The sequence below is a fragment of the Flavobacterium cyclinae genome (assembly GCF_021172145.1).
Taxonomy (GTDB): domain Bacteria; phylum Bacteroidota; class Bacteroidia; order Flavobacteriales; family Flavobacteriaceae; genus Flavobacterium; species Flavobacterium cyclinae.
Genome location: NZ_CP089095.1, coordinates 1,342,464 through 1,356,621, shown reverse-complemented (window position 1 = coordinate 1,356,621; position 14,158 = coordinate 1,342,464). Strand labels below are relative to the sequence as shown.

At 30.3% G+C, this 14,158-nt stretch carries 11 protein-coding genes and 3 tRNA genes; 8 read left to right on the top strand and 6 right to left on the bottom strand.

The features are described from left to right. Positions 1-13: 13 nt before the first annotated feature. Entirely contained in the window at positions 14-1,000 is a 987-nt protein-coding gene (gene pfkA, locus LOS86_RS06410) for a 6-phosphofructokinase (RefSeq protein WP_231843788.1), read from the bottom strand. Positions 1,001-1,135: 135 nt separating this feature from the next. Continuing rightward, the gene (locus tag LOS86_RS06405) at positions 1,136-5,575 is read right to left on the bottom strand and encodes a translocation/assembly module TamB domain-containing protein (RefSeq protein WP_231843787.1); all 4,440 of its coding nucleotides are present in this window, start codon (positions 5,573-5,575) and stop codon (positions 1,136-1,138) included. A gap of 163 nt (positions 5,576-5,738) precedes the next feature. Between LOS86_RS06405 and tsaD the strand changes: the two genes are divergently transcribed. From tsaD to LOS86_RS06370, 7 genes are read left to right on the top strand one after another with little or no spacing between them, the layout of a single operon-like run. Continuing rightward, a complete protein-coding gene (gene tsaD / locus LOS86_RS06400) occupies positions 5,739-6,761 on the top strand; it encodes a tRNA (adenosine(37)-N6)-threonylcarbamoyltransferase complex transferase subunit TsaD (protein WP_231843786.1) in 1,023 nt (340 codons plus the stop codon). Between the two features lie 4 nt (positions 6,762-6,765). Then, positions 6,766-7,470: a 16S rRNA (uracil(1498)-N(3))-methyltransferase gene (locus LOS86_RS06395; protein WP_231843785.1), complete on the top strand. Its 705-nt coding sequence runs from the start codon at positions 6,766-6,768 to the stop codon at positions 7,468-7,470. Further along, entirely contained in the window at positions 7,463-8,101 is a 639-nt protein-coding gene (locus LOS86_RS06390) for a DUF4159 domain-containing protein (RefSeq protein WP_231843784.1), read from the top strand. The genes LOS86_RS06395 and LOS86_RS06390 overlap by 8 nt, the downstream gene beginning before the upstream one ends. Before the next feature lie 2 nt (positions 8,102-8,103). Further along, positions 8,104-9,198 (top strand): AI-2E family transporter, encoded by a 1,095-nt coding sequence (locus LOS86_RS06385; protein ID WP_231843783.1) that lies wholly within the window; start codon positions 8,104-8,106, stop codon positions 9,196-9,198. Positions 9,199-9,200: 2 nt separating this feature from the next. Further along, the gene (locus tag LOS86_RS06380) at positions 9,201-10,379 is read left to right on the top strand and encodes a THUMP-like domain-containing protein (RefSeq protein WP_231843782.1); all 1,179 of its coding nucleotides are present in this window, start codon (positions 9,201-9,203) and stop codon (positions 10,377-10,379) included. 5 nt (positions 10,380-10,384) lie between these two features. Further along, positions 10,385-10,954 carry a hypothetical protein gene (locus LOS86_RS06375; RefSeq protein WP_231843781.1) on the top strand — a complete coding sequence of 190 codons (570 nt, stop codon included), beginning with the start codon at positions 10,385-10,387 and terminating at the stop codon, positions 10,952-10,954. 16 nt (positions 10,955-10,970) lie between these two features. Further along, the gene (locus LOS86_RS06370) at positions 10,971-11,423 is read left to right on the top strand and encodes an NTF2 fold immunity protein (RefSeq protein WP_231843780.1); all 453 of its coding nucleotides are present in this window, start codon (positions 10,971-10,973) and stop codon (positions 11,421-11,423) included. Between the two features lie 10 nt (positions 11,424-11,433). On the opposite strand, the gene LOS86_RS06365 is transcribed toward LOS86_RS06370, so the two are convergent. The 4 genes from LOS86_RS06365 to LOS86_RS06350 form a co-directional block, all read right to left on the bottom strand. Further along, positions 11,434-12,276 (bottom strand): hypothetical protein, encoded by an 843-nt coding sequence (locus LOS86_RS06365; protein WP_231843779.1) that lies wholly within the window; start codon positions 12,274-12,276, stop codon positions 11,434-11,436. 107 nt (positions 12,277-12,383) lie between these two features. Further along, positions 12,384-12,457, bottom strand: a tRNA-Arg gene (locus tag LOS86_RS06360). Between the two features lie 10 nt (positions 12,458-12,467). Continuing rightward, positions 12,468-12,545: transfer RNA gene (locus LOS86_RS06355), tRNA-Pro, on the bottom strand. A 12-nt stretch (positions 12,546-12,557) separates the two neighbouring features. Next, positions 12,558-12,641: transfer RNA gene (locus tag LOS86_RS06350), tRNA-Ser, on the bottom strand. A gap of 270 nt (positions 12,642-12,911) precedes the next feature. Between LOS86_RS06350 and LOS86_RS06345 the strand changes: the two genes are divergently transcribed. Further along, a complete protein-coding gene (locus tag LOS86_RS06345; RefSeq protein WP_231843778.1) occupies positions 12,912-14,090 on the top strand; it encodes an acetyl-CoA C-acyltransferase in 1,179 nt (392 codons plus the stop codon). The last annotated feature ends 68 nt before the right edge of the window (positions 14,091-14,158 follow it).

Below are 14,158 nucleotides of genomic sequence, written 5' to 3'. Positions count from 1 at the left end.
TTTTATTTTACTATTATGACGATACAATATCTGATACTTTAACAAGTTCCATATCAATTTCACTTTGACCTTTTATGGCTTGTTCCAATGGTGTTAAGGTAATTTTATCTTGATTAAGCCCTACCATATAATTTGATTTTCCTTCTAAAAGACTTTCAACAGCTTTAACTCCTAAACGAGAAGCTAACACTCTATCAAAACATGAAGGAGAACCACCACGTTGCATATGACCTAAAACAGAAACACGCACATCGTATTCAGGCATATTTTCTTCGATAAAATCTTTTAATTCGAATACATTTTTACCAATTTTATCACCTTCAGATACTACTACAATACTTGATGTTTTACCAGAACCTTTACTTCTTTTTAAAGATTCTAAAAGGCGATCTAATCCAAAATCTTCTTCTGGAATTAATATTTCCTCAGCACCAGCACCAATTCCAGCATTTAAAGCAATGTGTCCGGCATCACGCCCCATAACTTCAACAAAGAATAAACGATTGTGCGAATTTGCAGTATCTCTAATTTTATCTATAGCATCAATTACAGTGTTTAATGCGGTGTCGTAACCTAATGTATGGCTTGTACCATAGATATCATTATCAATAGTTCCTGGGATTCCTATTACTGAAAAACCAAATTCTTCATTAAAGATTTCGGCACCCGTAAAACTACCATCACCTCCAATAACCACAAAAGAATCTATTCCGGCAGCAACCAAATTATCATAAGCTTTTTTTCGACCTTCTTTTGTTCTAAATTCAGCAGAACGAGCCGATTTTAATATAGTTCCTCCTTTATTGATGATATTTTTTACATCGCGTGGTCCCATTTCTTTGAAGTCGCCTTCAATCATTCCTTGGTACCCTCTGTAAATACCAACACATTCAACATTATAATAAGCACAAGCTCTAACTACAGCTCTAATAGCAGCATTCATTCCAGGAGCGTCTCCTCCTGATGTTAAAACACCAACTTTTTTAATTTTATTAGTCATAATTATGGTTTGTTTATGTAAAGTTATAAAACGAAATAATAAAAAGTAAGCTTTTTTGCGAACTATTTAACAATAGCTGCAAATTCAAACGTTTTCGTTAATAACTTTTTGATTTTTATAAAAAAAATTTAAGAATTAATCGATTTCAGGAACTTTTAATGGTTCCTCTTTTGGAGTTTCTTGTGTTTTAGATTTACGTTGGTTTATGAAATCTATAAACTCAGGTGGGAATTCAGAATCAGGAAGTTCATCTTGTGATTTTGATGTTCCTTTTTGCTTTTTATTTTTACTGAATATTTTCTGCAACATTTCTTTAAATGTATTGAATTCTACGTTATAGGTAATTCCTAAACCTTGTGTATATCCAATACCTTCTCCTACATAATTAATATCATTTTCTCTATTAAATACGTGAGCGTTTAGTGTTCCATCCTCATTTATCTGAATCAATACTTCTAAATTTCCAACAATTACAGTTTCAGTAACCCCACCAACTGGTACATTAGCTTTACCATTAATTGTAATTCTATCGTTTACTCTTGTACTTAGTGTAACTCCTACTCTATCTGAGATTTCAGTTAATCTATTTCCTTGAGAATAATCTAATTGAAATTGCAAATTACTATCCGCATCAGTGAATAAACCATTTATAATTGAACTTGCCCCTTCAATTAAAGAACCATAAGCAGCATTTCCTGTAGATTCTGCAGTAACAAATGAACCCGTTGCTAGTAATGCAAAAGCTTGCGTTTGACGTGAATCTTTATCTTGAAGTTTATAATCTAATTCACTTCGTAAAACAGAACTTACAGTTGGAAAATCAATATTAAAGTCAGGCTGAGGATTGCTTAAATTACCATTTAATAATATGGAAACATTAGTATCTACTTTTCTATTAAAAGAAGCACTTTCTACTAAAACAGCAGGGTTTGCAAAAGTTTTATAAGTGGCTTTTAAATCAAGAACAGCATCCATAGGTTCACCATCCCAACGAATAGTTCCTCCTTTTTCAACATCAAATTTCTTATCGATAATTCCACCATATTTAAAATTGTATTGTCCTTCTTGAACAATAAAATCACCAAACATTTCAAATTTACCGAGAGTATTTATGTTCATCTGCATAGATCCTACACCTTTACCTTTCATAGCATGACCCGTTTCTCTATTCAAAATAATTTCGATATCTGCATCGGTATCAATATCAAAATTAAAATCGAGTTCTATACCTTCGTATCTACTTTCTTTGGCAATATTTTCAATTAAGGATTTTTGATATTCCTCTGTTGTCATAAAATTGATAAATGTATTATCTCCAATTTCTTCATCATCATTAACCGGAATTTTAATTGAAGTTCCTTTTTCAGATTCTCCAGCTACTTTGATAACTAAAGCATTGATTTCACCCGTAATACTCGCTTTACCTTTCATAAAGGCAGTTCCGTAATAATAAGTATCATCTGAATCTTTTGTATCTAATGCTAGAATATTATCTGATATTAAATGTAAATCTAAGTCCCAATCGCCTAGATTTTTATGTTTAATTGTTCCGTCAATAACCCCTTTAGTATTGAATTTAGTATCAGTTACTTCAATTTTTCGCAAACTAAATTGATGCTCCGTCAAATCTACTATTGCATTTTTTTCAAAAGCATAATCTACATTTAGATATGGAACTCGCATTCCTGCATCGTTTAAATATAAACGACCATCAATCTCAGGTGAGGTAAATGAACCTCCTATAGTAGTTCTACCCGTTGCATTCCCTCTTACATCAGACAGAACTGATCCTAATAACGAACCAAATGGTGCTAAATTAAACTTGTCAAAACCTGCTTCTAAATCTAATTTAGATTGATCTCCAACAAAATTTACATTACCATCAACAAAAAAATGTTCTTTTCCATCTTGTTTTAAACTGGAATTGACTTTAAATTGATTAAAATTTTCATTTCCTTCAATATCAAATTCTAAATCACCTAGTAAAAACTGATTGATTTTTAAACTATCAATTGTCAAATGAGAAATAGGATCGTATTTATTATCTTCTTGCTTATAGCTAATTTTTCCATTTATTTTACCACCAAAAGTCAAACTATCTAATGTAGGTGTCACCTTATTCAAATCAACATCATTAAAAGACAGGTTTAAGTCTTTGTAAGTGGAATCGCGAAAAGTACCATAGAAATCAATCTTTTGGTCGTTATGTGATAAGGTTAATTTTTGGAAATCAAAATCTTTAAACTTTTTATCAAAAACAATTTTGTTATCTTCTGTTTCTAACTCATTAATGAACCACAAATAATCTTTAAATTTAATTTCTGATTTTTTAAAACCAACAACAGATTGCTTATTTTCATCAATCGTATGATACAAGTTTAAATCATAGGTATCTTGACTCTTAGGACCTCCTTTAAATTCTGAGCGTACATATAAAGTATCATTTAATGTAAGATTAATTAAATTAAAATCGGCAATTTTATATGTGCTATTTTTAATAGAATCCACTGTAATATAAGCATTATATAACGGATTTTTATTATCAATATCGATGCTTACATTTTCAATTGTATTGTTATAAACAATAATGTTAGGCGATGTAAAATCAAAAATAAATTTCCCCTCATCTCCATTAATTCTCCCTTTTGCTTTAGTATTTTCAGAAATTTTAACATCAGGAATAAATACTTCTACTATTTTATCATAAATTGATAAATCGAAATTAATAAACTGGCCTTTTTCTAATTGATTTGGAGAATAATTAGCATACAAACTTCCCAAGGCATTTTCTACCATTTTTTGCACTTGATTTACTTTGTACTTCCCAACGATTTCACCTGTAATAATATCGGGCGAATTAATCTCAATTGTTCTAATTTGTTCTTCATCAAATGAAGACGTTATTTGAAAATCCTCAAAGAAGTAGGAATCTTTACTATTTTGATAAGAAACATTATTAATTTTTAAAATTCCGGCTAAATCATCAATTGAATTTCCATCCGCTTTAAAGTCAATGGTTCCTTTAAGAATTGAAATCGAATCCGATTTGTAGAAATTTAAAATATGTAAATCAGCATAATCAATTTGGGCTTTAAAATCATATTTTTTAGCTTTCAAACTTAAGTCAATTGTACCATCAAAATCCATTTTTAAATTAGGATCATTACTGTTAAAATACCCTTTATAGTAAGGCATTTTCATACTACCATCAACTGTAATATTTTGGTAATTATAACCATTATAATAAAACGCATCAATTTTTCCTTTGATAGCCGTATTCAATAATTTTTGAGTAAATCCTTTTCCATCTACGTCTAAATCTAATGTAGCTTTTCCAATATCATTCTTACTTAAAAGAGCACCCAAATCAAAAGCATCTAACTTAATATTACCTTGATAGGAAGCATTATCGATGTTATTGATGTTTTGCATGGCTAAATTCCCTTCTAAATATCCTAATTGAGATAACATTGACACATCGGTATTGATGAATTTTTGAGTTAACTCAATAGCACCTGCAATATTTACATTCCCTAATTTTGCTAAAACTGACGGTAAATTATTCCCTAAAATTCGAGGTAAAATAGATTTTAAATCTTCGTAATTGGATGTAATTCGATCAAAGTTTCCATTCATATAAAACTCTTGATTTCCTTTACCAAAAAGATTTTTAAAATTGGCTGTTCCAATAATTTCCGACTGATTTTTATCTACTAGCTTTAAATTATAAGTTGTAAAATTATTTAAAGTACCTATCAAATGCGTATCTACATAGAAAACATTATTCTTTCCGAACTCATTATAAAAATAATTCAAATCATTAGACGCAATAGAAGCTTTATCAAACTGAACATCAAAAATAACTTTGTTATTAAAATCTGAAAAATCTTTTCTGTTGTACTTCAACTCTACTCTACCTTTCATTTCAGATAAAGGAGTTTTCATTTCCAATTGCTCTAGCAGAATATTTTTCTTTGTATACAAAAAATCAGCAGTGATGTTCTCTACAAACAAACCTCTGTGATCTTTGAAGGATAACTTGTCAATAAAAGTAGTTACGTTAGCTCCTTTGATAAAAAAATCTTCAATTTTACCATTCAGTTGGGTAAAATCGAGCATTTTTGGCGTTTGAAGATTGTAATCTATGTACTGAAAGCGACTATTAAAAACAGTCATTTTATTGGCTTTCATTCTAAACTTTCCTGACGAAGGGGTTCCGTCATCAAAAGCATCAATGAATTTATCTAAATTGGTGTAGTCTTCATTTTTATAATTAACGATTCTAACATCCAAACCATGTAACACCACATCTTTTAAATAGGGATGACCCGGATCGTAAATTTTCTTGAAACTTAAAATTGAAGTATTTAGTTTTTTGATATAAAACAACGTATCTTGATGATGATCCAAGACTAAAACATCTCCTAATTTTACGCTTCCAAATGGGGTAATCGCAACTTTACCTATTGTAATATTAGTTCCGTAAGATTTATTAATACTATTAGTTGCATATTTTCCTAATGAAGTTTGAACACAAGGTATAGACAAAAGAATTCCCAATAACAATAACAGCAATAAAATTGCTAATAAGGAACGAAATAGTATTTTTTTAAATTTTTTGATACGTTCTTTTGTTTTAAATTTGCTACTTAATATTAATGATTGCTGTACAATACAACAAAAATAAGGAAATTTGTAAGATAATTACAATATACTTATTCCAAATTTCGTGCCTAAAATGTCAGAAAGAAAAATATATACGCTTGCTATCGAAAGTTCCTGTGATGATACTTCCGCAGCCGTGCTTTGTAACGATGTTGTTTTATCCAATATTGTAGCGCGACAAGCGATTCATGAAGAATATGGTGGTGTGGTTCCTGAATTGGCTTCGAGAGCGCACCAACAGAACATTGTTCCAGTAGTAGATGTTGCTATTAAAAAGGCTGGAATAACTAAAAACGACTTAAATTGTATCGCTTTCACACAAGGACCTGGATTAATGGGTTCGCTTTTAGTGGGAGGTTCGTTTGCAAAATCTATGAGTATGGCTTTACATATTCCGTTAATTGCAGTAAACCATATGAAAGCTCATATTTTGGCTCATTTTATTGATGAAGAAGGATTTGATAAACCAACGTTTCCTTTTTTAGCATTGACAATATCAGGTGGTCATACTCAAATTGTGAAAGTGAATAGCTTTTTTGATTTGGAAATTATTGGAGAAACAACAGATGATGCTGTAGGCGAAGCATTTGATAAATCAGCCAAGATATTAGGACTTCCTTATCCTGGTGGCCCTTTAATTGATAAATTTGCTCAAGAAGGTAATCCGAAAGCGTTTCCGTTTACCAAACCAAAAGTAGATGGACTAAATTTTAGCTTTAGTGGTTTGAAAACCCAAATTTTATATTTTATTCAAAAAAATGTAGCGCTAAATCCGAATTTCATTGAAGAAAACAAAGCCGATATCTGTGCTTCTATTCAATATACCATTATCAATATTTTAATGGATAAATTAAAATTAGCGGTTGCAGAAACAGGTATTAATCAGATTGCTATTGGTGGTGGTGTTTCGGCAAATTCAGGAATTAGAACCACATTAAAAGAAGCCGAAAAAAAATACGGATGGAAATCGTATATTCCTAAATTTGAATACACTACTGATAATGCTGCTATGATTGGAATTGTGGGATATTATAATTATTTAGAAGAAAATTTCTGCAACGCAGAAGTAACTTCAAAAGCACGAATTGAATTTTAATCTTATGCAACTATTCTATAACTCAAATATAAAACAAGGTGATACTTCTTTCTTTTTTGATAAAGACGAAAGCAAACACATTGTAAAAGTTTTACGTAAAAAAGAAAGCGATAAAATTTTCATTACTAATGGATTAGGCTATCTATTTGAATCTGAAATTGTATTAGCTTCAGAGAAAAAATGCGAAGTAAAAATCATAAAGGAAACCTTTCAGGAATCGGATAAGTTTTATACACATATAGCAGTTGCTCCTACTAAAATGAATGATCGTTTGGAATGGTTTTTAGAAAAAGCAACTGAAATTGGTATCCACGAAATCACGCCAATCATTTGTGATCATTCAGAAAGAAAAGTTTATAAAATTGATCGAGCAGAGAAGATTATTCAAGCTGCCATGAAACAATCGCTTCATTATTATATTCCAAAAATCAATGAACCGATTTCGTTCTCCCAATTCGTAAAATCGAATTTTGAGGGACAAAAATTCATCGCACATTGCGAAGAAACGGATAAAAAATCATTCAAAATGGAAGCCAAAAAAGACGAAAAAATCACCATTCTAATTGGTCCAGAAGGCGATTTTTCTACAAAAGAAATCAATTTGGCTACAGAAAATCATTTTATTCCTGTAACTTTGGGAAATACAAGATTGCGAACCGAAACCGCTGCTTTAGTTGCTTGTCATACAATTGCTTTGATAAATGAATAGATTTTTAATCCTCATAGCATTTATTTGGAATTTGGGTTTTACCCAAGAAATTGCAGTCGCTAAATATTCTGGTGGTGGCGATTGGTATGCCAATCCTACTTCTCTACCCAATTTGGCTAAATTTTGCAATCAAAACATCAATACTAAAATCAATACTAAAATTGCAACGGTTGATGTTGGGAGTACTGAAATTTTCTCCTATCCCTACATTCATATGACCGGACACGGAAATGTTGTTTTTAGCCCAAATGATGTGATTAATCTTCGTAATTATCTTATGTCGGGCGGTTTTTTACATATTGATGATAATTATGGGATGAATGAATACATTCGAAAAGAAATCAAGAAAATATTTCCTGACAATCCGTTAATAGAAATTCCATCAAATCACATATTATTCAAAGAACCTTTTAATTTTCCTGGTGGTTTACCAAAGATTCACGAGCATGATAATCAAAAACCACAAGCTTTTGGAATTTTTATTGAAGGTAGAATTGTGCTTTTATACACGTATGAAACCGACTTAGGAGATGGTTGGGAAGACACAGAAGTACACAATAATCCACAAAGTGTTAGAGAAAAAGCTTTGAGAATGGGAGCTAATATTGTAAATTACGCTTTTAAAAATTAAAAATGACTTCAAAAGAACTTTCATACGGAATCGTTAGGGCTGTTGGGATTATAGCTGCCATTCTATTGTTGCTCTTCTTCTTATATAAAATTTCAACCGTAATTGTTTATGGCGTTGTTTCGATTGTGGTAACCCTTTTGTTGTATCCTTTTGTCTTATTTTTAAGGAGAAAATTAAAGTTTAGAAATACACTAGCCGTTATTACAACACTGTTTTTAGTCATACTTTTCATTTCTGGAATCATTTTACTTTTCATTCCTTTAATTTTGGCTCAAGGCGAAAATTTATCGCTTTTAGATATTAATTCACTTGAAAATAATTACAATCAATTATTGAATGATATTAGCTTATATCTGAACTCACATAATATTGATTTACAACAAATTGCTAAAAGTTCGAATCTTACTTCCTTTTCAAATTTTGAATTTATTCCTAATTTTTTAAATAATATGGTAAGTACAATTGGAAATATTGGAATGGGATTGGCTTCAGTATTATTTATTTCTTTTTTTCTTCTCAAAGAAAGAACTTCATTTGTAACAATATTTAAAAATATAATACCTGAAAATCAAAAAGATAAAGCCATTAATTCGATTAAAAAAATTAACGAAATGCTTTCCAAATATTTCTTAGGATTGCTACTTCAATTATTTATTATATTGATTTTATACTTTATTGTTTTTCTTATTTTTGGAGTTGAAAACGCTTTGATTATTGCCCTATTATGTGCCGTTTTCAATATTGTTCCTTATGTGGGGCCAATTATTGCTACTATTGTTGCTAGCGTCTTAATAATGATTAGTAGCATTGGCACTGGAGCCGATTTTGCATCTGAAACTTTACCCACTACCCTTTATGTTTTAATAGGGATGTTTGTAGTGCAATTGATTGACAACAATATTAGTTCGCCAATGATTTTTTCAAAAAGTACTAATTCCCATCCTTTAGAAATCTTTTTAGTGATACTAATTGCAGGGATTTTATTTGGGATTACAGGAATGATTATCGCTGTTCCATTTTATACCTCTTTGAAAGTAATTGGAAAAGAATTTTTACCCGATAATCGAATCATTAAAGCCCTTACCAAAAACTTATAGTTTTGAATTTAGAATCGCTTTTACAACCTGAAATACAAGATTTTATCAATAAAAATCTGAATGAAGATAGCACAAAATTAGCTTTAAAGAAAAATCCATTTCCCGAAGTAAATTATTCAGTTCTAATCAATCAAATTATAGCTAAAAAGAAAGCAAAAGATAAACTTCCTACTTGGTTTTTATCAGAAAATATTATTTATCCTGAAAAAATATCAATCGAACAAACGTCTTCAGAAATTACAGCTAACTATAAAGCCTCATTGGTTTCGGGTGAAAAATTAATAGATTGTACTGGCGGATTTGGGATTGACGATTACTATTTTTCGAAACATTTTAAATCGGTTATTCATTGTGAATTAAATCCTGATTTATCTCAAATCGTTAACCATAATTTTAAAAATTTAAAAGCAACAAACATAGAATGTTATCAAGGAGATAGTACCGAAATTTTAAATCAATTGAATCAAAAATTTGATTGCATTTACATCGACCCTTCCAGAAGAAATGATGCTAAAGGCAAAGTCTTCATGTTAGCCGATTGTTTGCCCAATGTTGTTGCTTTACAAGATTTCTATTTTCAATTTACAGATATAATTTTAATTAAAACAGCTCCCATATTAGACCTTCATGCTGGATTATTAGAACTTAAAAACGTTTCCGAAATTCACATTGTAGCAGTTGAAAACGAAGTGAAAGAGTTGCTTTGGAAAATTGTTAAAAATTTCAATGAGTCGCCCGAAATTTTTGCGATTAATCTTGAAAAAGAAAAGCAAACGATTACGAAAATTGAAAGTACAAAATCCTATTTTGTTTCTTATAGTTTACCCAAAAAATATTTATACGAGCCCAATGCTTCTCTAATGAAATCGGGTGGATTTGAAGCAGTTTCCGAATTATTTGCTATTGGGAAATTACACCAACATTCGCATTTATATACTTCAGATGAACTTATTGATTTTCCTGGAAGAAAATTTCAAATTGATTTGATTGTTCCGTTTCAAAAAAAAGAAATAACGCAACATCTTCAAGGAAAAAAAATGAATGTTTCTACACGAAATTTCCCTATAAAACCAGAAGACTTAAAGAAAAAATATAAAATTTTAGACGGTGGAACCATTTTTGCGTTTTTCACTACGAATTTAAAAAATGAAAAAATAGTAGTACTTTGCACCAAAATATAAACCAAATGAAACATCTTTTAACGCTATTCTTATTATTTACATTAACAATCAATGCACAAAAGAAAGATTGTATCTATGATGTTGAAGAAAAAACAGATACTACTTCATTACGAGTTTTACCTAATGTACTTATTCATGAAAAAATATTTGGAAACACAAATGAGTATTTATTCTTTGGATTACTAAACAATAATGGTGTACCAATGTTGAGCATTCAACAATTGCAAAAAAGTAAAGATTTTATAAAAACCAGTTGTATTGCTAAAAATTCTAAAATTATTTTACAATTGGCAAATGGCAAAATTTTATCTCTAATTAGCGCTAATGATGAAACGTGTAGTGAATTAATGTACGATTCTGCGGAGCAAAATAACATTCGAATTCTAACGGGTTATTTTTATTTTACCAAAACCAATTATGATGAACTAAAAAACAGTCCCACAATGCTAATGCGAGTTCAATTTGCGAGTGAAACCAAAGATTACGTATTAAAAAGCGAATTAACTTCCGAAACTTTAAAAACAACTTCTAAACCTGATAGTTATTTCATAGATTATTTAAAATGTGTAGAGTAATTTTTTATATAATGTCATGAAAATTATTGTCTTATTTATCTTAAGTTGTACTTCAAACTTACTAGTATCGCAAGAAAGCAGTTTAAAAACACCTGCCGAAATAACTTTAGAGTTCATTAAAGATTATAAAAAATGGAATGATTTTGCTTATAATTTAAGCAACAATGATAAAAATAGTGATGAAATAATTGAGTTAGAATATAAAAAAATAATTACAAAATACTGTCAAGCAAATAAAATCTATCAAGGAATTTCTTATGGAAGCCATTCCAACCATTGTCCTGAAAAAGAATCTATTAGCAAAGTGCACATTAAAAAAAATAGCGCAATTATTAAAACAAAATTTGTTGACCCAAGTAACAGTTTTCGAAATGCAAATTATGAATATCACTTTGTAAAAATCGAAAACAATTGGTTTTTAGAGGAAGTATTTCTTGTTGATAAAGAGGGAAAGTATGAAGGTTTATAGCTATTTAGATTTACTTTTTTATTAATCTATCAAGTTTCTTTTTACTTTCAGAAAATAAACAAACTATAAAATCTATTTTTTCATTTGTAAATGATACCCATGAATCATCTTCAATTTTAACTTCGAAATCAGCCCATTTTGATTTACTTGAAATTAATTCATCAAAAATAGTTTTATTACAGTATATCCAACCACTATAATTTTCCTTACTAAATCCGCTAAAGTCGATATACTGATTTATTTTTCCATATTTTTTGTCAAAATCATTTGTTATTTTTTGACAACTTTTTAAAGAATCATTTTTTGTTTTAATATCAATGTAAGCCTTTCCTTCAAAATGTATCCAATTATTTAATTTCTTTAGAGGATAATAAACTCCCTTAGTTGAGTTTATTTTATTATCCATTTTTCTTGCCTCTTCTATAGAATTTGTTGAAAAACACTTTTTAAAAATAGGTTTTTCAACATGTAAATTTTTGAAAGGATTTCCTTCAAAAATACAAGTTTTGCCTATACCATTTGCAAATACAAATCCACAACTAATATTAATATACATCGTTCCTATTATAGAATCTTTATCAATTAAATAAATACTATAGTCATAACCACACTCCATTAATTCATCTGTTTCTTCAGTTACAATCCAGTTATTCTGTAATTCAATTAATTCTTTTTTATCTGAAATCACAAAATCTTTAAATGTATGAGAAATTTGATTAATTGTATCGTAAGCTCTTTCATGAGTAAAGACTAGTTTATATTCATTTTTTAAAAAATCAATATCACTTAAGACTTTTACTTGTGAAAAAGATAAAAATGGAAAAAATAGTAAGATTAGAAGTATTCTTTTCATAATAAATATATAGTTATATTCATTTTTAAATATATTTATTTTATTAATAACAAAAAACTTAGAAAAGTAGTAAAAACAAAAAAGCCTTGCAAGTGCAAGGCTTTTTGTGATCTCGTCAGGATTCGAACCTGAGACCTACTGCTTAGAAGGCAGTTGCTCTATCCAGCTGAGCTACGAGACCTGAAATCTTATGGTCGGGGTGGCAGGATTCGAACCTGCGACCTCCTGCTCCCAAAGCAGGCGCGATAACCGGGCTACGCTACACCCCGAAAACAAAAAAGCGGAGAGACAGGGACTCGAACCCTGGCGACGGTTACCCGTCGACAGATTAGCAATCTGCTCCGTTACCACTCCGGCACCTCTCCTATTATTGTATAAGAACTTATCTTTTTTGCGGTTGCAAATGTATACTTTCATTCTTAATTATACAACAATTTCTAGAGTTTTTTTTAAATATATTTTTAGCTTTTTTCAAAAAACACTTACAATCAACACTATAGGATTTTAATATATACACAATCAAATTATTGAAATCAAAATAAAATTGGATTTCTAATAAGAATAACCATTATAATATTACCAAAATTCGAATAAAAATAGTAAATTCGCAATTCAAATAAATAACCTTATCTATCATGAACAAAAAAGTAGTTATCGTTTCTGCCGTAAGAACTCCAATTGGAAGTTTCATGGGAGCTTTATCTAGTGTACCTGCTACTAAGTTAGGTGCTGCTGCCATCAAAGGCGCTTTAAATAAAATCAATTTAGACCCTAAATTAGTTGACGAAGTATTAATGGGGAATGTAGTGCAAGCTGGAAACGGACAAGCTCCTGCTCGTCAAGCCGCTTTATTTGCAGGCTTATCAGACAGTGTTCCTTGTACCACTATTAATAAAGTTTGTGCTAGTGGTATGAAAGCTGTTATGCAAGGTGCTCAAGCTATCATGGCTGGTGATGTTGAAATTGTAGTTGCTGGAGGTATGGAAAACATGAGTTTGATTCCTCATTACGTTCACTTAAGAAATGGTGTTAAATTCGGACCAACATCTTTAGTTGATGGTATGCAAAAAGATGGTTTAACAGATGCTTACGACAATAATGCAATGGGTGTTTGTGCCGATTTATGTGCATCTGAATATAATATTACAAGAGAAGATCAAGATAACTTCGCTATTCAATCATATGAGCGTTCTGCTGCTGCTTGGGAAGCTGGGAAATTCGATGCAGAAATTGTTCCAGTTGAAGTTCCTCAAAGAAGAGGTGATGCTATCGTAGTTTCTAAAGACGAAGAATTCACGAATGTAAAATTAGATAAAATTCCATCATTAGCTCCTGTTTTCACAAAAGAAGGAACGGTTACAGCTGCAAATGCTTCAACTATTAATGACGGTGCCGCGGCTTTAGTATTAATGAGCGAAGAAAAAGCACAATCTTTAGGATTAAAACCTTTAGCTTACATAAAATCATACGCTGATGCAGCACAAGAACCTAAATGGTTTACAACTGCACCTGCAAAAGCATTACCGAAAGCATTAGACAAAGCTGGAATTTCAATTTCTGATGTTGATTTCTTTGAATTTAACGAAGCTTTCTCTGTAGTTGGTTTAGCTAACGCAAAAATCTTAGGATTAGATAATAATAAAGTAAATGTTAACGGTGGTGCAGTTTCTTTAGGTCATCCACTTGGATGTTCTGGAGCAAGAATTATTGTTACTTTAATCAATGTTTTAAATCAAAACAATGCTAAAATTGGTGCAGCTGCTATTTGTAATGGTGGTGGAGGTGCTTCAGCAATTGTGATTGAAAGAGCATAATTTATAACTTTTATTAATGATGAATTTTGAATTTTAATTACATTTGTAATTGAATTCTTAATTCATCA

Bases quoted from the DNA above. Each gene is read 5' to 3' on its own strand.
- pfkA (WP_231843788.1), bottom strand. From the start codon at position 1,000: ATGACTAATAAAATTAAAAAAGTTGGTGTTTTAACATCAGGAGGAGAC.
- tsaD (WP_231843786.1), top strand. From the start codon at position 5,739: ATGTCAGAAAGAAAAATATATACGCTTGCTATCGAAAGTTCCTGTGAT.
- LOS86_RS06395 (WP_231843785.1), top strand. From the start codon at position 6,766: ATGCAACTATTCTATAACTCAAATATAAAACAAGGTGATACTTCTTTC.
- LOS86_RS06390 (WP_231843784.1), top strand. From the start codon at position 7,463: ATGAATAGATTTTTAATCCTCATAGCATTTATTTGGAATTTGGGTTTT.
- LOS86_RS06385 (WP_231843783.1), top strand. From the start codon at position 8,104: ATGACTTCAAAAGAACTTTCATACGGAATCGTTAGGGCTGTTGGGATT.
- LOS86_RS06375 (WP_231843781.1), top strand. From the start codon at position 10,385: ATGAAACATCTTTTAACGCTATTCTTATTATTTACATTAACAATCAAT.
- LOS86_RS06370 (WP_231843780.1), top strand. From the start codon at position 10,971: ATGAAAATTATTGTCTTATTTATCTTAAGTTGTACTTCAAACTTACTA.
- LOS86_RS06365 (WP_231843779.1), bottom strand. From the start codon at position 12,276: ATGAAAAGAATACTTCTAATCTTACTATTTTTTCCATTTTTATCTTTT.
- LOS86_RS06345 (WP_231843778.1), top strand. From the start codon at position 12,912: ATGAACAAAAAAGTAGTTATCGTTTCTGCCGTAAGAACTCCAATTGGA.